This is a genomic window from Variovorax fucosicus (assembly GCF_030316825.1).
Taxonomy (GTDB): domain Bacteria; phylum Pseudomonadota; class Gammaproteobacteria; order Burkholderiales; family Burkholderiaceae_C; genus Variovorax; species Variovorax fucosicus.
Genome location: NZ_JASZYU010000002.1, coordinates 591,970 through 612,605, shown reverse-complemented (window position 1 = coordinate 612,605; position 20,636 = coordinate 591,970). Strand labels below are relative to the sequence as shown.

Genomic DNA, 20,636 nt, shown 5'->3' with positions numbered 1-20,636 from the left:
AGATACCCCCATGACCGATTGGAAGAGCTATCAAGACGGCAGTGCAGCCCTCGATGCGGAGACCGCACAGAATTGGCTGAATCAAGTGGTGGCGGCCTGCAGCACCTTGGATCCTGATCTCATCCTAGATATGTTCACGGATGACGTTATCGCCGACCTCGGCGCCGTCGTCCTTACCGGGAAGGAGCAACTGCGCCCGATGATCCGTGAGCGGTATTCGAGATACACCCACTACGACCTTCGCAAGACTGTTCGTGCAGTCGCCGGCGACCTCGTCATCTGTGACGCGCGATTGCGCTGGAAGTCGCCTGAACACTCAACGCTGCAACACACTCGAGCCATCGAGATCCTTCAAGTCCGCGATGGCCGCATTGCACGTTGGGACAATGCGAGTTCGTCGTGGCCTGCCACTGAGGGTTGAGGGTGTTCGCCTGGCGCTTGACGACGCAGTTGCGTGACCTTGCGCACGCATGCCCTCCTCTGACCTTGCGGCTTGAGAAAGCCCGGACCTGCATGTCCTGCCGGGCGCATCGGCGCGCGGCCCCCTTTGCCCCTCGATAAGTAGTTCCTCCGGAAACTCGCAACCGGTCCTTCCCTTTCCGACAAAGTGGCACGCGGGACAGAAATCGATCCAACTAGATTAGTGTTTTCACCACCTTGGGAACGCTGTTATGTTTTTCCGCAACCTCGCATTCGGCGCCCTGCTGGCGGCCATCCTTCTGCCGGCTTCCGCACAGACCGATAGGTTCCCATCCCGACCGATCAGGCTGGTCGTGCCTTGGAGCCCAGGGGGCAACACGGACGGTATTGCACGGCTGATGGCCTTGAAGCTTTCGGCGCGAATAAACCAACCGGTGGTGGTAGACAACAAGCCCGGCGCGAACGGAATCGTCGGCACGACGGCCGTCGCTCGTGCGCAGCCTGACGGCTATACCCTCATGTTGGCACTGCCGGAGACAAATGTGCTGAACCCGATGGTATACAAAAACATCACCTATACCTCGAAGGATCTCGACCCAGTCGCATTCATGGGCATCATGCCTTTTGCGCTCGTTGCCAACCCGAGCTCGAAGGCTGCCACTGTTCCGGATCTCGTTCGCGCGGCAAAGCAACAGCCCGGGTCGGTGTCGGCAGCAAGTTGGGGGATTGGAAGCACTGCGCACGCCGCTATCGCATTGATGGAGCAGACCGCACACGTAGAACTCCTGCACGTTCCCTTCCCGGGAACCGCTCCTGCGATGACCCAAGTGTTCAGTGGGCAGATCGATCTCATGTTCCTGTCGGCGCTGAGTGCCGTTGAATTCGAAAAATCGGGCAAGGTGAAGGTACTCGGAGTCACCGTGGATAAGCGGATGGACTCTTTCCCCGACGTCCCAACGCTTGCAGAACGAGGTCTCCCTGGAATCGACGTCTCCCTCTGGTATGGCATCACGGCGCCCGCCAAGACGCCCTCTGCCATTAAGGACTACCTTTCGAAGGAAATCCTAGAAGTCCTTAAGGACCCCGCGGTGCTGCAAGACCTGCGAGGCAGGGGCATGGTGGTCCAGCCCAAGAATGCCGACGAGTTCTCTCGCTTCATGGCGGCCGAAGAAGGACGGTGGTCCGGCCTGATCAAGGCGAAGAACATTCGCATCGACAACTGAGGCCAACCAGCATGATGATTGACTACCTACTCGTCGGCGGCCAGGTTATCGCCAGCGAGGGCCAGGCGGAGCCCTTCGTAGGCACGGTGGCAATCGCAGGCGAACGAATCGTGTGGGTGCAGGAAGGCATCGTTGACGCACCTGCGCGTCAGAGGATCGATTGTTCTGGCCTGATCGTTGCACCTGGGTTCATCGATATTCATACCCACTCGGATGCTGCGTTTCTTAAGGATTCAGGTGGCCAGAGTCAGATCACGCAAGGAGTCACGACCGAGATTGCCGGCAACTGCGGTCATAGCTGTGCACCTTGCGCCGACCCAATTTTGCTGAGGAAGCACCTTCTCGCGGTTCAAGATTCGACAGAGATCACCTGGAGGACGTTCGCCGAGTACCTCGACGTGCTACAGGCCACGCGTCCCGTTTTGAACGTCGCCTCATACGTTGGCCACGGAACGGTTCGCCTTGCTGTTAAGGGAACAGCCAGTTCCGCAGCCGGTGCGGACGAACTCTCAGCGATGGGAAAGTATCTGCGCCAAGCTCTTGACGACGGCGCGATTGGTATCTCCACAGGGCTGGAGTACGCGCCAGGCATGCACGCGACCGCCGTGGAACTCTTGGAGGCAGGTGCGATTGCGGCGGAGTTCGACGTGGTGTACGCCAGCCACGTCCGCAACCGCGATTGGTTGATCGAAATGGGAGTCGGTGAAGCGCTCGGCATCGCTCGCACGACGAGGTCCAAACTCCAGCTGTCTCACATAGCTCCGAAATACGGCGCGCCGCAGGGCGCCGCGGATCGTCTGCTGCAGATGGTGCGCTGGGCGCGCGAGGATGGCACCGATGTCGGCTTCGATGTCATTCCCGATGAATGGGGGCCCACGAAAGTCATTGCGTCTCTCCCGACTTGGGCACTTGAGCTGCCAAGCGACGAACTGCGGTCCGTGCTGCGACCCGGACCTTCCCGTGCGCGCTTGCAGGAGAACGCATTTCCCAACTGGAAGTTGCTCACCGACCGCCGGTGGGACTGGCTGGTTCTCTACCATTGCGGAGCGAACCCGTCTTACATGGGAAAGACCATTCAGCAGATTGCCGTCGAGCGGCAATCCACGCCTTGGGATTGCATCTGCGACCTCCTTCTGGAAGAAGGCGCCGAAATGTCTCGCTTGATGTGGTGCGGACGAGTATCGAGCCAAGCAGACATTGACACATTGATCCGGCAGCCCGACTGCATGGTGATTTCCGATGGCGTGTCCGTCAGTGAAGTGGGCGCTTTGAAAGACCTGCGGTTCTCGCCGATCGCTTTCTCGTGGGCAGCGTCGTTCCTTCAGAAATACGTGAGAGAGCAGCGCGTCCTGGACATTGTCGAGGCGGTAGGGCGCCTGACCTGGACTCCCGCACGGCGTTTCCGACTTGAGCATCGGGGAGAACTCCGGGCTGGATACTACGCAGACCTAGCAGTCTTCGATCTCGATCAAATCCACTGTCACTCCACGTTGGAAAACCCGAACGTCAAGTCGACGGGCGTGACTCACGTTTTTGTCAACGGCGCAGCCGTGATGCGCGACGCCGCGATGACCGAAGCGCGACCTGGCAAGGTCTTGCGGCGCGGGGCGTAGCAAGGCAGGCACAGTGGCCGCACTCGTGCAGTCAGCGAAGCAGAAGCCCGGCTCAAGCTCTGCCGCAATCAGTCGTCACACCTTGAGTGATCTGACTCTGGGCACCACAGTCCTTGAGGAATGCGGCGTCTGAATGCGTATGGACATCGATTAACCCGGGACACGTCCTGGCCGATCGCCACGGTCCCGAGAAAGGGTTCCTGCTGGTGGGAGCTAGCGACCAGCTGGCCGCCGACGAGTAGATAGTCGATGTCCACCACTGTCAGCATCAGTTGTCGATACGGATGTTCTTCGCTTTGATCAGCTTGGACCACCGAGCGTCCTCCTCGACGAGGAAGCGGGCAAACTGCTCGGCGCCTTGTGGCTGCACCACCATGCCCCGCTGCCGGAGATCCTGCAGCACCGCGGGGTCTTGCAGCACTGCAAGAATCTCCTTCGACAGGTAGTCCCGGACGGGGGCCGGCGTCTTGGCGGGCAGCATGAATCCGTACCAGAGACCTACGTCAAAATCGCGCATGCCCTGCTCGGCGAGGGTCGCATATTCGGGATAAGCGTCCATACGCTTGGCCGACGTCATGCCCAGTACCTTCACCTTGCCGCCCTTCGCGTTGTCGTTCGCCATCTGTGCAGACAGGAACATGAGATCCACCTGGCCGCTGTAGAGCTGGGTCATCGCGGGCGCCGTGCCCGTGAATGGAACATGCAACAGCTCCACGCCGGCCGCCTGCTCCATCAGGGCGATGGCCGCGTGCGCCGTACTTCCGACTCCCCAGCTCGCTGCTGAAACAGTACCCGGCTTTTCTTTGGCTGCGCGCACCAGGTCAGTAACCGTGCTCGCCTTGGTCGTCATGTTGGAGACGAGCGCAAACGGCATTTCGCCCATATACGCCACAGGCTCGAAATCCTTGGCCGCATACGTGATGTTCTTGTACACCATTGGATTCAGCACGTTCGTCTCAGGCAGCGCGAGCAGCATGGTGTATCCGTCAGGCTGCGAACGCGCGACCACGGTCGATCCGATGATCCCGTTGGCGCCAGGCCTGTTGTCGACTACGACCTGTTGATGAACCCGAGTGGAAAGCCTGCTTGCAATCAGGCGCGCGATGGCGTCAGTGTTTCCACCGGCAGCCCATGGCACGATGAGCTTGATTGGTCGATCGGGGAAGTTGGCGGTCTGTGAAGACGCTGGCAGGAGAAAAGTAGCCAGTAGGACGCCAAATGCGAGTTTCGGAAGAGACATAGGCTTGCTCCGTTGGTGAGACCTCAAATCTAGGTGCTTCATCCGTCCGGCATATATGCCACTTCAGTACATAGGTGAGTACCACTTTCGAGACCAGTTGCGCTCAGCCGCCGAAACCAACGACTTGGGAGGAGGACCATTGGAAAGACGGAGGCCCCGTCATATGCCAGCGCTGGCTTGCTAGCTGCTGCTTCATTGAAGAGGTTCAGCCAACCCGCGGTGCTCGCTAAACCGGCGCCGGCTACCCTCAACGACCGATTGCCGTCCATCTGCCCGGCGTCAAACTGAACGCGACGCGTGTTCGTTGACAACCAACGCCTGTTCGAACCAATAGCTATTCGGGTTGAATGTTTCCTTTTCGGATCACTGCGGTCCACTTGACGACCTCAGCCTGAATACGTTGGTTGAACTCGGCCGGGGTGCTTCCGACCGGCTCGAATCCCATGGACTTGAGTCTTGTATTCAGTTCACCCTGGTTGATGGACGCACGCAACGTTGCGCTGAGTCGCTGCACGATTGCAACCGACACGCCGGCCGGCGCGATCAAACCAAAAAGCGGGGACGTATCCACCCCTGGCAACCCTGCTTCCCTGAAGGTTGGCACGTTCGGCAACTGGGGCACCCGCTGGGCGCTCGTCACGGCAATCGCTCGCAGCCGTCCGGCGTTGATGTGTTCGGCCAACGTCGGCACGGTGGCAAAGGCAAACTGGAACTGGCCGCCAAGCAGGTCAGTGATCACAGTTCCGCCTCCCTTGTAAGGGATGTGCTGCACCTGAATGCCGGCCAGTTGTGCCAGCTGTTCTCCAGCCAGGTGGGGCCCACTTCCGACTCCGGCGGAGCCATAGGCCATGGTGCCTGGCGCGGCCTTGGCCCGCGCAAGAAAGGATGCCAGATCAGTTACCGGCACCGTCGGGTGGGTCACCAGCACAAAGGGAGCTGTGGCAATCAACGAGACCGGCGCGAAGTCTTTGAGCGTGTCGTACGGGAGTCGGGCACCGAGCAGGCCGGGGTTTATGGTGAACGAACTGTCCACCATGCCGATCGTGTATCCGTCCGGTGCCGCTTGCGCCAGGGCGCGCGTGCCGATGGTGGTACCGCCACCACCCTTGTTGTCGGCGATGAAAGTCTGGCCCAGAGCCTGCTGAAGCGCCTGTCCGGCCAAGCGTCCAAGATTGTCCGTAGCCCCGCCCGCCGGGTAGGGAATGATGATGCGAACAGTCTTTTCGGGGTAGACATTGGGCTGGGCCACTGCCCAAGGCACTGCAGCACCAAAGGTCATGCCTGCACAGCGGCTGATGAAAGTACGACGAGTGCCTCGCATAAATTTCCTTCTAGTGGTTGCATCGAACAATCAGCTTGCGTACTTGCCCTGCGCGAGTTCGCTTTCCGGTTCGGCGCCCAGGCCGGGTCTGTCGGGCACTTCGATCCATCCGTTCTCGATTGGTACGGTGCGGCCATAGGGAACGTGGGCCAGCTCCACATACAGGCGTTCCAGCGTCACTTCTGTCTGCTGGGCGGCCATGAGATGGAGACTGGCAAGGAAGCCGGGGCCAAAGAAAGCTACCTGGGGTGCGCAGATGGCACCGCCCGGACGACAGGCGCGGGATACTTCCAGCGCCGCTGTAAGCCCGAGCTTGATGACGCTCGGTTGCACGTATTGGACCGTGGCGTTCTCGGCCATGCGTTGTAGCGCCAGTGCGCTGCTGGCGTTCTCACCGACGGCGAGAGGGACCTGGCAATGGCTTTTTAGCGCCGCAAGTGCCTGTTCGTCTTCGGGCGGCCAGATTGGCTCTTCAATCCAGAATGGCGCGTGGGGCAGCATGGCTGCAATGGCGCTCCCGGCTTCGTCCGGAAGCCATGCGCAGTTCGTGTCGACCATGATCGGCACGTCGGGGCCTGCTGCCCGACGAACAGCGCCCAATGCCTCTGCTGTACGTTCGTGCAGCTTGATCTCGGTATAACCCTCGCCGAGCGCGCGGCTGGTCACCTGAGCGAGCAGACTCTCGTCTCCGTAGTACTGCAGCAAAGAGGCGTAGACACGCAGCTTGTCGCGTCGCTTTCCACCCAACAACTGGTAGAGAGGCACCGCGGCACGTTTCGCGCGCAAGTCCCAAAGGGCGATATCTAGGCCTGCCAACGCGTGCAAAACCGGTCCGGACCGCCCGAGGTTGTGCAGGGTGCGTTGCATGCCAGGGAGCAGGGCACTGGAGTCCGCCGGCTTGCCGATCGCCAACGGCGCTATCAGCTCACGAAACACTGCCACGAGCGCCTGCGGCTCGACGCAGTACGACTCGCCCCAGGCCACCGTGCCATCCTGGGTTTCAAGCCGGACCAGGGCACTGTCGAGCTTGTCTCGCGGACGTCCCGCAAACAGCGGAGGTTCTCTCCAGTGGTGGAAAGGCAGTCGCATCGGAATGCATGTGACGGAAGCGATGATGTTGGCACTCATGGACGGATCTCGATGCACTTCTGATGCAGATCTGCGCTAGGGCGGTGGCAGCGCTCCACTCGCGATCAGCGATCCTCGGCCTCCAGCCCCAAGTGGTCAAATAGCTAGAAAAGCTGGATTCATACAAAAAACATATGCTGCGTCGTCGCGAGCTCGCATTGCTGCGAGCCATGTATCTGCACCACACGGTCACGGCCGCTGCTGCGGTCGTGCACATAAGCCAACCGGCCGCCAGCGCACTGTTGCGCGATCTCGAGACGCGCCTTGGGTTTGCGTTGTTCAGCCGGGACAATCGCCGCCTTGCGCTGACCAGCCAGGGCCGGCTGCTGATGCCGGAAGTTCTCAACGCTCTGGCTGCCATCGAAGCAGCTGATCGTGTGGCCATCGACATCCGACAGGGCGCTACCGATCGTCTTAACGTTGGCGCCGTCGCTGTCGCAGCCTCGATGCTGTTGCCGCCTGCATTCGTCGCCGTACGACATGCATTCCCACACATCACGCTCACCGTGCGCGCAGGTACGGCAGTCGAGATTGTTGAAATGGCATCAGATCACCGGGTGGATCTTGGCATCATCATTTCAGGCGCAGTGTCCTTCGGCGAGCGCGTGGCCACAGAGCGGCTGGCAAGTCTCAGCCTCCACGTTGTCACCCATGCTGATCATCTGTTGGCGCAAATCGACACGGAAGTCAGCCTTCAGCTTGCACTCCAGTTCCCTTTGATCGTGCTTTCCTCATCCTTGCCTGCCGGCTTGGCCACTCGAAAAGCGATCGAGGCCGCCGGCCTCGAGTACGCGCCGGCTGTGGAGGTCATGCAGTCCTCGACCGCGTGCGCTTTCGCCGGCGCAAAGGTGGGCGTAGCCATCGTTGAATCCCTCGGCGCGATGCACGCGCAACGCCAGGGGCTTGTGGCTAAGCGACTGCTGACACTCAAGGATTCGGCACTGACGCTGGTCTGGCCAAAAGACAGGCCGCTAGAAGGAGCATGCCTAAAGCTGCGGCAATCGGTAATCGAGGTTGTTGAACACTCTCTTGATGCGGCGCTGCCGAGGACGTCGCGCTAACCCATCCATCCTGAATATGACGCTCGCAACACTCAGGGCCCACCACCCAACACCCGTGGTTATTGAAAAGCCCGCTATCGAATTGATAGCGGGTTTTTTTATTCCCGCCGCCGCTGGCGCCTGGAGCCGGCCGCATGAATCAAGGCCGGAAACTCGCCCGCCAACTCCCGCGCCAGATAGCCCAACGCCCCATTCTGCCGGGCGAGCGAGGCCCCGGCACGCGCGTGCAGCACGACCCCCCAACCGCATGCGGCCAGCGGCGCCATTCCACGCGCAGAGAGTCCGCCAATGAGGCCGGCAAGGATGTCCCCGGAACCGGAGGTCGCCAGGCCCGAACTTCCACCGGTGAAGCGCCAGGTCTCACCCGAAGGCATGGCGATGAAGGTCTCGGCGCCCTTGAGGGCGACGCAGGCGTTCCAGCGCCGCGCCGCCTCGGCGGCCACCTTGTGCGGATCGAGGCAAACGCTTTCCTTGGACAGGCCGGTCAGGTGCGCCATCTCCCCCGCATGCGGCGTGAGGATGACGGGCTGCACGAAGCTTCCTTCGCGCACGATCGACATGGCCACGGCATCCAGCACCACCGTGCTCGACGAGAACAACGGCAACAGTGCCCGTACAAATGCGATGCTGCGGCGCTCGTCGAGCATGCCGGGGCCCAACACCACCGCACTGACCTTGTCGACAAGAGGCGCCAGCCGGGCCACCGCGCGCGCCTGCAATGCGCCAGATGGGCTCTGGTCGAGCGGAATCACGCGCGCTTCAGGAATGGCCAGCGCAAGACCCAGCGCCACGCTGCGCGGTGCGGCCACGGTCAGCTTGCCGGCGCCGGCGCGCAACGCCGCCACGGCGGCGAGCAAGGCAGCACCCGGCACTTCTTCGCTTCCCGCGACCACCAGCACGTGTCCGCGCGCCTCCTTGTCGGCATCGGCGCCGTGGTCAGGGATAGGCCATCGGGCGAGCGCCTTGCTGTCCAGCGGCCTTGCGCGCGAAGGTGAAAGGGCCGGCATGGGAGGTGGCCTCAGGGCTTTGGCGCCGCAGGCTGGTCCGGGGCGCTCGTGACAGGCGTTGCAGCCTCCTGCAGCGGTGCGAGAAAGTTGACCAGATCCAGCTGGAGCACCTGATCCTCGTCGGCCCGCCTTTGCGCGCGATAGGAGGTCACGGCGCAGTTGGGCACGTCCCCCTGGCGGTCGATGTCGAGAATCTGCTGTTCGTCCATGTGCTCGAGCAGGTAGCGCATGCAGTTGACGATCACCTGATGGGCAACCACCAGCACCCGGCGATCCGCGTACTCGCGCGTCACCATCTCGAGCAGGCTGCGAAGGCGAAGGATCACGTCGCACCAGCTCTCGCCGCCGGGCGGGCGGAAATAGAACTTCCCCACATGGATCCGCTGCTGGTTCAACTCGGGATGCTTCTGGTGGATGCCGAGCTTGGTGAGGCGATCCAGCACCCCGAACTCCTTCTCGCGAAGGCGCTCGTCGATGCGCAGCGTGACTGCGTGCGGCGCAAGGCGACTGCGCTCGGTGACCAGGCGGGCGGTTTCCTTGGCGCGCAGATAGGGGGAGCACAGCACCACTTCGGGTTGCTCGTCCGGCGGCAGCTTCTGGAACCATTCGCCCAGCGCCTTCGACTGCGCCACGCCGAGCGGCGACAACGGGACATCGATGTCCCGCCAGGCGAGATCGATCACCGCCAACCCACCGGACTCGGCTGCGTCGCGCGCGACGTTGCCCGCGCTTTGGCCGTGCCGCACGATCCACAAGATGTCAGGCCAGTTCGAATGCATTCCCAAAACCTCGCATGGAAGTTCAGCGACTTTAGAAGGGACATCGGCGCCACCTCGTAGGCCAAGACCCATTGCGCACCGACGTTGCGATCCGCTGGCGAGGTGCCGTCAGCAACGCTCTCGACCTGGAAGCGCCTCTTTCCTACAAGTCCTGAAATTGCCCGTACCTAGCCTCGCGCTTTCCTACACATCGAGACTGCCATGGCCAAAAAACCCACCCCCTCTTCAGCTGAGCTCGATGCCGCCCATGCTGCCGCACGAAACACCGACAGCGGGCCCGCTCAGCCCGCGCCTCCCGCTGCAGGAAAAGGCGACCCGCCCACGCAGAAAGCGATCGACACGCAGGCGCTCGCGAGCGGGATGCCCGCCAATGAAAACAAGCCGCTGGAGTACGGAGACGCCAATGCGCTGTCGACCCCGGTCGGCGCCAGCGTCAGCCCCCCATCGCGCCTGCCGGCCGCCAGCACGCTCTCCGAAGAAAACTTTTCCGGCAAGACCGGCACGGTGGCACAGGAGAGCGTGAATGCCACGATCGACACGCTTGATCGCGCACGGGTCGATTCGAGCGGCCAGACGCTCACGACCAACCAGGGCGTCGCCATCGCCGACAACCAGAACTCGCTCAAGGCGGGCGCCCGCGGGCCAGCGTTGCTTGAAGACTTCGTTCTGCGCGAGAAGATCACGCACTTCGACCACGAGCGGATTCCGGAGCGGATCGTGCATGCACGCGGATCCGGCGCGCATGGCTTCTTCGAATGCTACGAGCCGCTGACGCAGTACACCAAGGCCGCGCCCTTCAAGGAAGCAGGCAAGGTCACGCCCGTGTTCGTTCGGTTCTCGACCGTCGCTGGCGAGCGCGGCTCCAAAGACACGGCACGCGACGTGCGGGGCTTCGCCGTGAAGTTCTATACGGACGAGGGCAACTGGGATCTGGTCGGCAACAACATGCCGGTCTTCTTCATCCAGGACGCGATGAAGTTTCCCGATCTCGTCCACGCGGTGAAGCCCGAGCCGCACCATCAGATGCCGCAAGCCGCCAGCGCACACGACACCTTCTGGGATTTCGTCTCGCTGATGCCCGAGTCGACCCACATGCTCATGTGGCAGATGTCGGACCGTGCCATCCCGCGCAGCTACCGAATGATGCAGGGCTTCGGGGTGCACACCTTCCGGCTGGTCAACGAAGCCGGTGAAGCCGTGCTCGTCAAGTTCCATTGGCAGCCCAAGCTCGGCACGCATTCTCTGGTGTGGGAAGAGGCCGTGAAGATCTCGGGTGCCGACCCGGACTTTCATCGCCGCGATCTGTGGGAAGCCATCGAGGCGGGCGAATACCCAGAGTGGGAACTCGGCCTGCAGATCTTCACGGAAGAGCAAGCCGAGCAGTTCAGCTTCGACATCCTCGATGCGACGAAGATCGTTCCCGAGGAACTCGTGCCGGTGCAAGTAGTGGGCCGTCTGGTGCTCAACCGGAACCCGGACAACTTCTTCGCGGAAACGGAGCAGGTCGCCTTCTGCACGGCGCACATCGTGCCGGGGCTCGATTTCACCAACGACCCGCTTCTTGCAGGGCGCATCCACTCCTACGTCGACACGCAGATCAGTCGGCTGGGCGGCCCCAACTTCCATGAACTGCCGATCAATGCGCCGATCGCGCAGGTGCACAACAACCAGCGCGACGGCATGCACCGGCAGGCGATCCACCGGGGTCGCGTCGCCTACGAGCCCAACTCGCTGGCGGGCGGCTGTCCGTTCCAGGCGGGCGCCGCACAGGGCTTTGCCAGCGTGGCGCGCCGCATCGATGCGCAGGAAAACTCGAACAAGGTTCGGATCAAGCCCGAGAAGTTTGCCGATCACTACACGCAGGCCCGACTGTTCTTCGAGAGCCAGACGGAGGTGGAAAAAGCCCATATCGGCAATGCATTCCGGTTCGAGCTCTCCAAGGTGACCGTGCCGGCCATTCGCGAACGCATGGTCGCGGGGCTGCTCAATGCGGCGCCCGATCTGGCGGCGAGGCTCGCGCAAGATCTGGGGATGGAATTGCCAGCGCCTTTGCCCAAGGCGCTGGAGAATCCCGCGCCGCCCGAAGTGCAGACCTCACCTGCCTTGTCGCTCATGGCCCGGCCCGGCGATGGCGGCATTCGCACACGCAAGGTCGCGGTTCTGGTAGCCCAGGGCGTTGAAGGGGCATCGCTCGGCAAGCTCGTCTCTGCGCTCGTCGCAGCGGGCGCGGTGCCGCGCCTGGTGGGCGCCCGCCTCGGAACCTATGTGGGCGCGGGCGGCGAAAAGTTTGCGGCAGACGCGACGATGGAGAACTCTCCCGGCTTCCTGTTCGACGCGCTGGTGCTGCCCGATGGCGCGGCTGCCGTCGAGGCGCTCGATGCGGATGCGCACACGCTCGAATTCCTGCGGGACCAATACTGGCATTGCAAGACCATCCTGGCCTTCGGCGCGTCCGAGGCGCTGCTGGCCGAGGCACAGATTCCGCTGACGCTGCCGGATGGCTCGGCCGATACCGGGCTGATCCTGGCCGACGCAGCGGGTGCGGATGCGGCCATTGCCGACTTCATTGCGGCCATGGGAATGCATCGCCACTACGGCCGGGAAAACGATCCGCCGAAGGCCTGAGCGAGCGTGATTGGCGAAGGTTGCGCTGTCCGAAACGAGGCTGCGCCGCCTTCCTACAAAACGCTCGGCAACCGCAGCCCAGGCTTCCCATCCCCCCCACCCATTTACCAGGAGTTCAGCCATGCCAGCCACGACCACTCGCAGCCAGCCCGATGCCTGCAGTCTGCTCGACGCAGATCACCGCAAGGTCAAGAAGATGTTCAAGGAGTACGAGGAACTCACCAAGTCAGAAGCTGCGAGCGCATCGCAGAAAAAGCGCGATCTCGCCAACGAGATCTGCACGGAGTTGACGGTGCATGCGCAGATCGAAGAAGAAATCTTCTACCCCGCACTGCGCGAGGCCATCAAGGACACCGATCTGCTGGACGAGGCAGAGGTCGAGCACGCCAGTGCCAAGGACCTGATCGCGCAGATCATGGACGCCTCCGACGTCGACGACAAATTCGATGCGAAGGTGATCGTGCTTGGCGAATACATCGACCACCACGTCAAGGAGGAGCGTGGCGAGATGTTCCCCAAGGCGCGGGCTGCGAAGGCGCTTGACCTGATCGAAATGCGCGAGCAGCTCAAGATGCGCAAGGAAGATCTGATGGCGGAAATGGCGGGCGCCACGGCCTGAGCGGCTGCCGGCGCAGTCGGCATACCATTGCCCGGTGAAATTCGCCCCTCGCCCGCACTGGATTTTCTTTTCCTCGACACGACTGCTCGGCGCGTTCCTGTTTTTCCTGGCTGTTCATGCTGCCCATGCAGGCATTCGCCTGGATGACGACCGGGGCCGGACGATCGAACTGCGAGCGCCGGCCCGCCGCATCGTTTCGCTTCTGCCGTCGCTGACCGAAACGGTGTGCGCGCTCGGCGCATGCGACCGCCTCGTCGGCGTCGATCGCTATGCCAGTTGGCCCGCCTCGGTGAACGCTTTGCCCAAAGTGGGGAGCATCGACCATGCGCAACTGGAAGCCATCGTGGCTCTGAAGCCGGATCTCGTGCTGCTGCGTGCGCGCGCCCGCGTTGCGGAGCAGCTCGAGCAGCTTGGCATCAAGGTGCTGGCGCTGGATGCCCGAACCCATGCCGACGTGAAGCGCGTCATGGAAACCGTCGCGCTCGCCATCGGACGGCCGGGTGCGGGCGAAGCCTACTGGCGCACGATCGACGCGCGGCTGACTGCCGCAGGTGCGCGCGTGCCGCTCAGCTGGCAGGGGCAGCGCGTGTATTTCGAGGTGCATGGCGTGTCAGCCGCCAGCGAGAGCTCTTTCATCGGAGAAACGCTCACGCGTCTGCGGCTTGTGAACATCGTGCCGGCCACGATGGGCACCTTCCCCAAGATGAGCCCCGAGTTCGTGGTGCGCGCCAATCCGCCACTCATCATGGCGTCCACCTTCAGCGAGATGACCGCCATGGCCTCGCGCCCCGGGTGGTCGCGCCTGGATGCCATCCGTCTCGGCCGGGTGTGCACGTTTGCGGCCGACCGCTTCGAGGTGATGATGCGCCCCGGCCCGCGCATGGATGAAGCGGCCGACGAGATCGTCTCCTGCCTGGTCCGGCTCGGCAGCCCCGCGCCCTGAGCCAGGTTCAGCCGATGCGCACGTAGTGCGCGCCCCAGTCTGCCGCCAGCCTTTCGGCACGGCGCAGCGGCATGTGCGACGCCTCGAAATCGATCAGGTGCACGACATCGGCCGCGGCAGGTCGCGCTGGCTTTTCCAGTGTGCGGCCGTCCGTAAGCAGCCAGATGCAGCGCCGCAGATGTGCGCTGCGCATGAGCAGCTCGCCGGCCTGCTCCACGGCCGCCTGCAGCGGCGTTCCGCCGCCTCCGCCTATCGGCGTGATCCAGGCTTCGTTCCAGACTCGCGCACGGCGCGGCGGCATGTGCAGTTCGACCTTGCCGCCCCCGAAGCTCAGCAACGCCACCTGGTCGCGCCGGCGGTAGGCCTCGTCCATCAGCGCGAGCAGCACGCCTTTTGCGCGCGCCAGCTTGCCGCCAGCGACCATCGACCCGGAACAGTCGAGCAGGAAGCAATGCAGCACGCCGCTGCGCGCCTCTTGCGAACGAAGGCGCAGGTGCTCGGCACGCAGGGCGCCGGCACCGCGCGCCATCAGCGTGCGCGGCCAGTCGTAGGCGACACCCACCGACGAGGTGGTGCGCCCCGCATCCCGCTGCGTGCCCTGCCTCCGGTCACCCTGGCGCGCGCCAGCGGGGACGGCGTTCCGGAGGCTCAGGCTTTTTTTGAGGCGCCCTGCGGCACCGAAGCCGGGATCAACGGACGCAGCGGTTTGACGCGCTCGATGCCGACGGGCTCGGGCGGCATGGCGCCCCAGTCGGCATCGGCGGGCGCGGGTGCCGGCGTGCCGGATGCGTCGCGTGCGGTCGTCGGGGCGCTCGTTCCTTCGCCCGGCGCCTTGGCCGCGGCACCGCTGTCGGCCCCCGGCTTGCGCCGGTGCAGCAGCACCAGCTCGGCCACCTGCCGGACGTGCGTGGTCGTGATGGCTTCGGCCTGCTCCCAGGCGGCCAGCGCACGCGCAGCGCGCAGCATCACGAGATCGGCCCGCAGGCCATCGACCTGCGCCGCCATGCAGAGCGTGCCGACGGTCGCATGCACTTCGTCGTCGTAGGGCAGCGCATCGCCCTCCGCCACGGTCGCGCGGGCACGGCCCAGCGCAAGCGCCAGCGCGCGCTGGGCATCGGCATGCCTGGCGCGAAAGCCGTGCGGGTCGGCATCGAAGGCAAGCCGTGCCCGCACGATGGCCTGCCGCTGCACCGCGTCGTCGATGTTGTGCAGACGCGCGCACAGGCCGAAGCGGTCCAGCAGCTGCGGGCGAAGCTCGCCCTCCTCCGGGTTCATGGTGCCGACCAGCACGAAGCGCGCGGCATGGCTGTGCGAGATGCCATCGCGCTCGACGTTGTTCACGCCGCTGGCCGCTGCGTCGAGCAGCGAGTCGATCAGCGCATCGGGCAGCAGATTGACCTCGTCGACGTACAGCACGCCACCGTGCGCGCGCGCCAGCAGGCCGGGTGCGAACTTCACTTCGTGTCCGGCCAGCGCCTGGCCGAGGTCGAGCGTGCCGACCAGGTGCTCCAGGCTGGCCCCGAGCGGCAGCGTGACGAAGGGCGCACCGGCCAGCAACTCGGCCAGCGCGCGCGCTGCGGTGGACTTGGCGGTGCCGCGCGGCCCTTCGATCAGCACGCCGCCAAGGCCGGGGTCGACCGCGGCGAGCAGCAGTGCCTGGCGCAACTGCGGCTGGCTGGCGATGGCGGCAAAGGGGAAAGGCAGCGGCAAGGATTTGCCTGCGTGGGGGGTCATCGGGATCCTTCCATCCGCTGCTCCTGATCGAGCAGCAGGTTCTGCAATTGTTGCTGGTAGTCGCCGGGCGCCTGCCACAGCCCGCGTTGCATCGCTTCGAGCAGCCGGTTCAGGATGTCGTGCAGCGCCTGCGGGTTGTGTTCGTTCACGAAGTCGCGCGTGGCCGCATCCAGCACGTAGGCGTCTGCCACCATCGCATACTGGTGGTCGCCGACCACACGCGCGGTGGCGTCGAAGCCGAACAGGTAATCGACCGTTGCCGCCATCTCGAAGGCACCCTTGTAGCCATGGCGCTTGACGCCATCGATCCACTTCGGATTGACCACGCGCGCGCGAACCACACGGGCGATCTCTTCCTTCAGCGTGCGCATGCGCGGCGCCTGCGGGTTGCCGTGGTCGCCGTGGTACATCGCGGGCTGCTGCCCGCTCAGGTGCCGCACGGACGCGGCCATGCCGCCCTGGAACTGGTAGTAGTCGTTGGAGTCGAGCAGGTCGTGCTCGCGGCTGTCCTGGTTCTGCAGCACGACGTTCAGGGTCTTCAGGCGGCGCACCAGCGCGTCCTGCGCCGGAACGCCGTCGCTGCCCTGGCCGTAGGCATGCGCACCGTCGGCAACGTAGGCACGCGCAAGGTCGTCGTCGCTCTGCCAGTCGCCGCTGTCGAACAGCGTCTGCAGGCCCGAGCCGTAGCGGCCCGGCGCGCAGCCGAAGACGCGCCAGCCTGCCTGCAGGCGCGCGGCGTCGGCGCTGGCGCCCTGCGCCTGCAGCGCGGCGGCCTCGCGCAGGATGCGCGCGCGGATCGGGTTGCGTTCCGCGTCTTCGTCCTCCTGCGCGGCGACGGCCTGCACGGCCGCATCGAACATCTGCACGGCAGCCGGAAAGGCATCGCGAAAGAAGCCCGAGATGCGCAGCGTGACGTCGATGCGCGGGCGGCCCAGACCCACCGTTGGCAGCACCTCGAAGTCGACCACGCGCTGGCTGCCCGGCGCCCATTTCGGCCGCACGCCGATCAGCGCGAAGGCCTGCGCCAGGTCGTCGCCGCCGGTGCGCATGGTGGCCGTTCCCCACACCGACAGGCCGATCGCGACGGGGTAGTCGCCATGCTCCTGCAGATGCAGCTCGACCAGACGCGCGGCGGACTTGAGGCCCAGCATCCAGGCCGTCGGCGTCGGAATCGCGCGGGTGTCGACCGAGTAGAAGTTACGCCCGGTCGGCAGCACGTCGGGCCGGCCGCGCGACGGCGATCCGCTCGGGCCGGCAGGCACGAAGCGGCCCTGCAGCGCGCGTGAGAGTTGCGTGAGCTCCTGGGTGCCGCAGGCGTCGAGGTCGGGCGCGAGGCGACGTTCGATGCGGCGAAGCACGGCGCCGGTGTGCGGCATATCGAACATGCCCTGCCCTTCCTCCAGCAGCCGCTGCGCCAGCAGTTCCAGCCGCTCGCGCGTGTCACCGTGATGGCGCCAGGGTTCGTCGCTGACAGCCTGCAGCAGCGCCGGCCGTGCACCCCGCCACGGCGTGGCGGGCTCGATGTCGAGCGGATCGAAGGCATCGCCCTGCAGCAGGTCGCGCGACAGCGCGTTCAGCAGCCCGGCGTTCTCGCCGCTGCCGTCGCCCGACGGATAACGTGCCAGCGCGAGCAGCGTGTCGCGGCGCAGCCGGCCTTCGGGCGATTGGCCGAAGACATGCAGGCCGTCGCGGATCTGCGTCTCCTTCAGCTCGCACAGGTACGCATCCACACGCGCGAGCACGGCGTCGTCATCGGCCGCGGCGGACTGCAAGGCCAGCTCTTCAACCAGGTGCTGCTCGCGCACCGTCGCGAGGATTTGCGCACGCAGCACGCGGGCGCGGCGCGCGTCGACCAGCAGCGCGTCGTAGTACTCGTCGACCTGGCGCTCCAGGTTCTGCAGCGGGCCGTGGTTCTCGGCGCGCGTGAGCGGCGGCATGAGGTGGTCGACGATGACAGCCTGCGTGCGCCGCTTGGCCTGCGCGCCTTCGCCCGGGTCGTTGACGATGAAGGGGTAGACGTTGGGCAGCGGCCCGAGGATGGCATCGGGCCAGCAGGTCTGCGCCAGCGCCAGGCTCTTGCCCGGCAGCCATTCGAGGTTGCCATGCTTGCCGACATGCACCACCGCGTCGATCGCGAACACGTCGCGCAGCCAGAAGTAGAAGGCGAGGTAGCCGTGCGGCGGCACCAGCTCGGCATCGTGGTAGCCCGCGTAGTCCTGCGCTCCCTGGATGGCGAGCGACCGCGCCGGCTGGATGCCGACGAAGACCTGGCCGAGCCGCAGCCCCGCGATCATGAAGCGGCCCTGCCGCAGCGACGGGTCTTGCTCCGGCGGGCCCCAGCGCGCATCGATGGCGGCGGCCATGCCTTCGGGCAAGGCGGCAAGACGTGCGCGGTAGTCGGCCATCGCATAGCTCTGCCAGGCCGGCCGCATCGGCCATTGCGCAGGGTCGTTGGCGATGCCCTGCTGCAGCGTGTGCATCAGCGCGTCGCCGTCGGCCGGCAGCTTCGATGCATCGCCCAGCGTGTAGCCCTCGGCCGCAAGCGTGCGCAGGATGGCGATGACCGAAGCCGGCGTGTCGAGCCCGACGCCGCTGCCGATGCGCCCCTCGCTGCCGGGGTAGTTCGCGAGGATCAGTGCGATGCGCTTGTCCGCCGCCGACAGGCTGCGCAGCCGGCACCAGCGCCGCGCCAGTTCAGCCACGAACGCGATGCGGTCGGGCTCCGGCTGGTAGCTGACCACTTCGGTTTGCGTGAGCGCGTCGCGGTGCGACAGGCCCTTGAAGCTGATCGCGCGCGTGACGATGCGCCCGTCCATCTCGGGCAAGGAGATCTGCATGGCGATGTCGCGCGGGCGCAGTCCCTGGCTGTCGGCCAGCCAGTCTTCGCGGTTGCCGCCGCTGACGATGACTTGCAGCACCGGCGCATCGCCGGCCAGTTCGGCCACCTCGTCGCCGGCATTGCCGCCCTGCCCCAGTGCGGCGAAGGCCGTGGTATTGAGCACCAGCTGCACGCCATGCTCACGACACAGGCCCCGCAGTGTGGAGATGCACAGCGGGTCCTTGAGCGAGTCGAGCGCGACCGGCAACGGGTTCAGCCCTTCGGCCCGCAGCGCTGCGGCCATCGCATCGAACACCGCGGTGTTGCCCGATTGAAGGTGCGAGCGGTAGAACACCAGCGCAACCACCGGCGCCCCCGTGCGCCAGCCCGCCCGCAGGTCGTCGATGCCCGCCACCGTGTGCGCCGCGCCGAAGCCGCCGGGCAGGTGCAACGCCACCTGGGGCAGGCTGCGCGGCGGCTGCGGCGCTTGGCCATGGCCCAGGCCGTGAAAGGCGATGGCACGCAGGAACTGCAGCGCATTGGCCGCACCGCCCGCGCGCGTGTACTGCCAGAGTTGACGGCCGACCGACGGCGGCAGCGTGCTGCGCGCCAACAGGTCTTCGTCTTCCTGCAGGTCGCCCGAGAAGATCGCGAGCTGCTGCCCCTTGCGTCGCGCCAGCTTCTCGATCTGCTGCAGGCCATAGGACCAGGCCGACTCAGCACCCAGGTGGTCGACGATGACGACGCGCGCATGCTGCAGCACCTCGTCGACATAGAGGTCGAGCGAGGCCGGCTGGCGCAGGTGCATCAGGTTGGCGAGCCGCAGCGACGGATAGCCCGGGTCGGTTGCCGCGAGCGCGCTGCGTGCGGCGGCGAGCAGCGCCAGCGTGGTGTCGGCAGAGCTCAGCACCACGATGTCGCCCGGCGTCTGGTCGAGCCGGGTGACGACGCTGTCGTCTTCGACGAAACGCCCGGGCTGGGTGCTCAGCAGGTGCATCGCGCGCCGGCTTGCGGACTCAGGCGGCCACGGCGACGGCGCCCTGCAGTGCCTCGCGCAGCACCGCTTCGTCGAGGTCTTCGCCGATGAAGACGAGCTGTGTGCGCGGCGCCTCGCCCTCGCGCCATGCGCGATCGAAGTGATGGTCGAAGCGCTTGCCCACGCCCTGAACCAGCAGCCGCATCGGCTTGCCCGGCACGGCGACGAAGCCCTTGATGCGGTAGATGGTGTGCGCGGCGACGAGCGTCTCGAGCACGGCGAGCAGCCGGTCGCGGTCCACGGCGGGCAGCTCGATCACGAGCGAGTCGAACTCGTCGTGGTCGTGGTCTTCCTCGTGGTCATGGTGGCTCTCGCGCAGGTGGATCGTGGTCTCGGCCGCACGGCCCTGGCCGAGCAGCAGCGCGAGCGGCAACCGGCCTTCGCTGGCAGCGACGATCTTCACTTCGGCCGGGATCTCGGCGCGCACCAGCGCCTCGACCTGCGCGCGGGCCGCGTCGTCCATCAGGTCGGTCTTGTTGAGCACCACCAGGTCGGCGGCCGAGAGCTGGTCTTCGAACAGCTCGTGCAACGGGGACTCGTGGTCGAGGTTCGGATCGGCGCGGCGCTGCGCGTCGACGGCATCGGTGTCCTCGGCGAACTGGCCGGCAGCGGCGGCCGGGCCATCGACCACCGTGACCACCGCGTCGACGGTGAAGACGTTCGCGATCTCTGGCCACTGGAAGGCCTGCACCAGCGGCTTGGGCAGGGCCAGCCCGGAGGTTTCGATCAGCACCGCATCGATGTCGCCGCGCCGCTCGGCCAGCTTCAGCATCACCGGCAGAAATTCTTCCTGCACGGTGCAGCAGACGCAGCCGTTGGCCAGCTCGTAGAGCGCACCTTCGCGCTCGTTGCCGGCATCGTCGCAGCCGATGCCGCAACCGCGCAGGATCTCGCCGTCGATGCCCAGCTCGCCGAACTCGTTGACGATGACGGCGATGCGCCTGCCCTCGGCATGGCCAAGGATGTGGCGCAGCAGCGTGGTCTTGCCGCTGCCCAGGAAGCCAGTGACGATGGTGACGGGGATTTTCGCGGTTTGCATGAGGGCCTTTGGTTGTGAGAGCTGGCGGAC

The 20,636-nt window shown here is 65.1% G+C and carries 16 protein-coding genes; 7 read left to right on the top strand and 9 right to left on the bottom strand.

Features of this window, described 5'->3' with window-relative positions:
* Window positions 1-10 precede the first annotated feature (10 nt).
* From QTI05_RS15010 to QTI05_RS15000, 3 genes are all read left to right on the top strand, one after another.
* Entirely contained in the window at window positions 11-421 is a 411-nt protein-coding gene (locus QTI05_RS15010) for a nuclear transport factor 2 family protein (protein ID WP_286545671.1), read from the top strand.
* Between the two features lie 250 nt (window positions 422-671).
* The gene (locus tag QTI05_RS15005; RefSeq protein WP_286545669.1) at window positions 672-1,643 is read left to right on the top strand and encodes a tripartite tricarboxylate transporter substrate binding protein; all 972 of its coding nucleotides are present in this window, start codon (window positions 672-674) and stop codon (window positions 1,641-1,643) included.
* A gap of 11 nt (window positions 1,644-1,654) precedes the next feature.
* The gene (locus QTI05_RS15000; RefSeq protein ID WP_286622046.1) at window positions 1,655-3,256 is read left to right on the top strand and encodes an N-acyl-D-amino-acid deacylase family protein; all 1,602 of its coding nucleotides are present in this window, start codon (window positions 1,655-1,657) and stop codon (window positions 3,254-3,256) included.
* Between the two features lie 268 nt (window positions 3,257-3,524).
* Here the strand turns inward: QTI05_RS15000 and QTI05_RS14995 are convergent, their stop codons facing one another.
* The 3 genes from QTI05_RS14995 to QTI05_RS14985 all read right to left on the bottom strand — a co-directional run bounded on the left by QTI05_RS14995 (window position 3,525) and on the right by QTI05_RS14985 (window position 6,945).
* The gene (locus tag QTI05_RS14995; RefSeq protein ID WP_286545666.1) at window positions 3,525-4,496 is read right to left on the bottom strand and encodes a Bug family tripartite tricarboxylate transporter substrate binding protein; all 972 of its coding nucleotides are present in this window, start codon (window positions 4,494-4,496) and stop codon (window positions 3,525-3,527) included.
* Window positions 4,497-4,830: 334 nt separating this feature from the next.
* Window positions 4,831-5,775, bottom strand: a complete 945-nt coding sequence (locus QTI05_RS14990; protein WP_286657824.1) for a tripartite tricarboxylate transporter substrate binding protein — start codon at window positions 5,773-5,775, stop codon at window positions 4,831-4,833.
* A gap of 72 nt (window positions 5,776-5,847) precedes the next feature.
* Window positions 5,848-6,945 (bottom strand): mandelate racemase/muconate lactonizing enzyme family protein, encoded by a 1,098-nt coding sequence (locus tag QTI05_RS14985; RefSeq protein WP_286622043.1) that lies wholly within the window; start codon window positions 6,943-6,945, stop codon window positions 5,848-5,850.
* A 134-nt stretch (window positions 6,946-7,079) separates the two neighbouring features.
* On the opposite strand from QTI05_RS14985, the gene QTI05_RS14980 reads away from it, so the two are divergent.
* Window positions 7,080-8,006 carry a LysR family transcriptional regulator gene (locus tag QTI05_RS14980; RefSeq protein ID WP_286622042.1) on the top strand — a complete coding sequence of 309 codons (927 nt, stop codon included), beginning with the start codon at window positions 7,080-7,082 and terminating at the stop codon, window positions 8,004-8,006.
* Window positions 8,007-8,104: 98 nt separating this feature from the next.
* On the opposite strand, the gene QTI05_RS14975 is transcribed toward QTI05_RS14980, so the two are convergent.
* Both QTI05_RS14975 and QTI05_RS14970 read right to left on the bottom strand, forming a co-directional pair.
* Window positions 8,105-9,013, bottom strand: a complete 909-nt coding sequence (locus QTI05_RS14975; RefSeq protein ID WP_286622040.1) for an NAD(P)H-hydrate dehydratase — start codon at window positions 9,011-9,013, stop codon at window positions 8,105-8,107.
* Between the two features lie 11 nt (window positions 9,014-9,024).
* Window positions 9,025-9,792 carry a histidine phosphatase family protein gene (locus QTI05_RS14970; protein WP_286622039.1) on the bottom strand — a complete coding sequence of 256 codons (768 nt, stop codon included), beginning with the start codon at window positions 9,790-9,792 and terminating at the stop codon, window positions 9,025-9,027.
* A 201-nt stretch (window positions 9,793-9,993) separates the two neighbouring features.
* On the opposite strand from QTI05_RS14970, the gene QTI05_RS14965 reads away from it, so the two are divergent.
* The 3 genes from QTI05_RS14965 to QTI05_RS14955 all read left to right on the top strand — a co-directional run bounded on the left by QTI05_RS14965 (window position 9,994) and on the right by QTI05_RS14955 (window position 13,979).
* Window positions 9,994-12,417 (top strand): catalase, encoded by a 2,424-nt coding sequence (locus QTI05_RS14965; RefSeq protein ID WP_286622038.1) that lies wholly within the window; start codon window positions 9,994-9,996, stop codon window positions 12,415-12,417.
* A gap of 121 nt (window positions 12,418-12,538) precedes the next feature.
* Window positions 12,539-13,036 carry a hemerythrin domain-containing protein gene (locus QTI05_RS14960; RefSeq protein ID WP_286622037.1) on the top strand — a complete coding sequence of 166 codons (498 nt, stop codon included), beginning with the start codon at window positions 12,539-12,541 and terminating at the stop codon, window positions 13,034-13,036.
* 34 nt (window positions 13,037-13,070) lie between these two features.
* A complete protein-coding gene (locus QTI05_RS14955) occupies window positions 13,071-13,979 on the top strand; it encodes an ABC transporter substrate-binding protein (protein WP_286622035.1) in 909 nt (302 codons plus the stop codon).
* Window positions 13,980-13,986: 7 nt separating this feature from the next.
* Here QTI05_RS14955 and QTI05_RS14950 read toward each other — a convergent pair whose 3' ends face one another.
* The 4 genes from QTI05_RS14950 to cobW form a co-directional block, all read right to left on the bottom strand.
* On the bottom strand, window positions 13,987-14,541 hold the full coding sequence (locus tag QTI05_RS14950) for a vWA domain-containing protein (RefSeq protein ID WP_286622034.1): 555 nt from the start codon (window positions 14,539-14,541) through the stop codon (window positions 13,987-13,989).
* Window positions 14,542-14,627: 86 nt separating this feature from the next.
* Window positions 14,628-15,713: a magnesium chelatase ATPase subunit I gene (locus QTI05_RS14945; RefSeq protein ID WP_286622033.1), complete on the bottom strand. Its 1,086-nt coding sequence runs from the start codon at window positions 15,711-15,713 to the stop codon at window positions 14,628-14,630.
* A complete protein-coding gene (cobN, locus tag QTI05_RS14940) occupies window positions 15,710-19,528 on the bottom strand; it encodes a cobaltochelatase subunit CobN (RefSeq protein ID WP_286622032.1) in 3,819 nt (1,272 codons plus the stop codon). Before cobN ends, QTI05_RS14945 begins: the two co-directional genes overlap by 4 nt.
* A gap of 19 nt (window positions 19,529-19,547) precedes the next feature.
* Window positions 19,548-20,606 (bottom strand): cobalamin biosynthesis protein CobW, encoded by a 1,059-nt coding sequence (gene cobW, locus QTI05_RS14935; protein ID WP_286622030.1) that lies wholly within the window; start codon window positions 20,604-20,606, stop codon window positions 19,548-19,550.
* Window positions 20,607-20,636 lie beyond the last annotated feature (30 nt).

Excerpts from the sequence above, each read along its gene's own strand:
- QTI05_RS14965 (WP_286622038.1), top strand. The coding sequence starts at position 9,994 with ATGGCCAAAAAACCCACCCCCTCTTCAGCTGAGCTCGATGCCGCCCAT.
- QTI05_RS15005 (WP_286545669.1), top strand. The coding sequence starts at position 672 with ATGTTTTTCCGCAACCTCGCATTCGGCGCCCTGCTGGCGGCCATCCTT.
- QTI05_RS15010 (WP_286545671.1), top strand. The coding sequence starts at position 11 with ATGACCGATTGGAAGAGCTATCAAGACGGCAGTGCAGCCCTCGATGCG.
- cobN (WP_286622032.1), bottom strand. The coding sequence starts at position 19,528 with ATGCACCTGCTGAGCACCCAGCCCGGGCGTTTCGTCGAAGACGACAGC.
- QTI05_RS14990 (WP_286657824.1), bottom strand. The coding sequence starts at position 5,775 with ATGACCTTTGGTGCTGCAGTGCCTTGGGCAGTGGCCCAGCCCAATGTC.
- QTI05_RS14970 (WP_286622039.1), bottom strand. The coding sequence starts at position 9,792 with ATGCATTCGAACTGGCCTGACATCTTGTGGATCGTGCGGCACGGCCAA.
- cobW (WP_286622030.1), bottom strand. The coding sequence starts at position 20,606 with ATGCAAACCGCGAAAATCCCCGTCACCATCGTCACTGGCTTCCTGGGC.
- QTI05_RS14960 (WP_286622037.1), top strand. The coding sequence starts at position 12,539 with ATGCCAGCCACGACCACTCGCAGCCAGCCCGATGCCTGCAGTCTGCTC.
- QTI05_RS14985 (WP_286622043.1), bottom strand. The coding sequence starts at position 6,945 with ATGAGTGCCAACATCATCGCTTCCGTCACATGCATTCCGATGCGACTG.
- QTI05_RS15000 (WP_286622046.1), top strand. The coding sequence starts at position 1,655 with ATGATGATTGACTACCTACTCGTCGGCGGCCAGGTTATCGCCAGCGAG.
- QTI05_RS14995 (WP_286545666.1), bottom strand. The coding sequence starts at position 4,496 with ATGTCTCTTCCGAAACTCGCATTTGGCGTCCTACTGGCTACTTTTCTC.
- QTI05_RS14945 (WP_286622033.1), bottom strand. The coding sequence starts at position 15,713 with ATGACCCCCCACGCAGGCAAATCCTTGCCGCTGCCTTTCCCCTTTGCC.
- QTI05_RS14980 (WP_286622042.1), top strand. The coding sequence starts at position 7,080 with ATGCTGCGTCGTCGCGAGCTCGCATTGCTGCGAGCCATGTATCTGCAC.
- QTI05_RS14975 (WP_286622040.1), bottom strand. The coding sequence starts at position 9,013 with ATGCCGGCCCTTTCACCTTCGCGCGCAAGGCCGCTGGACAGCAAGGCG.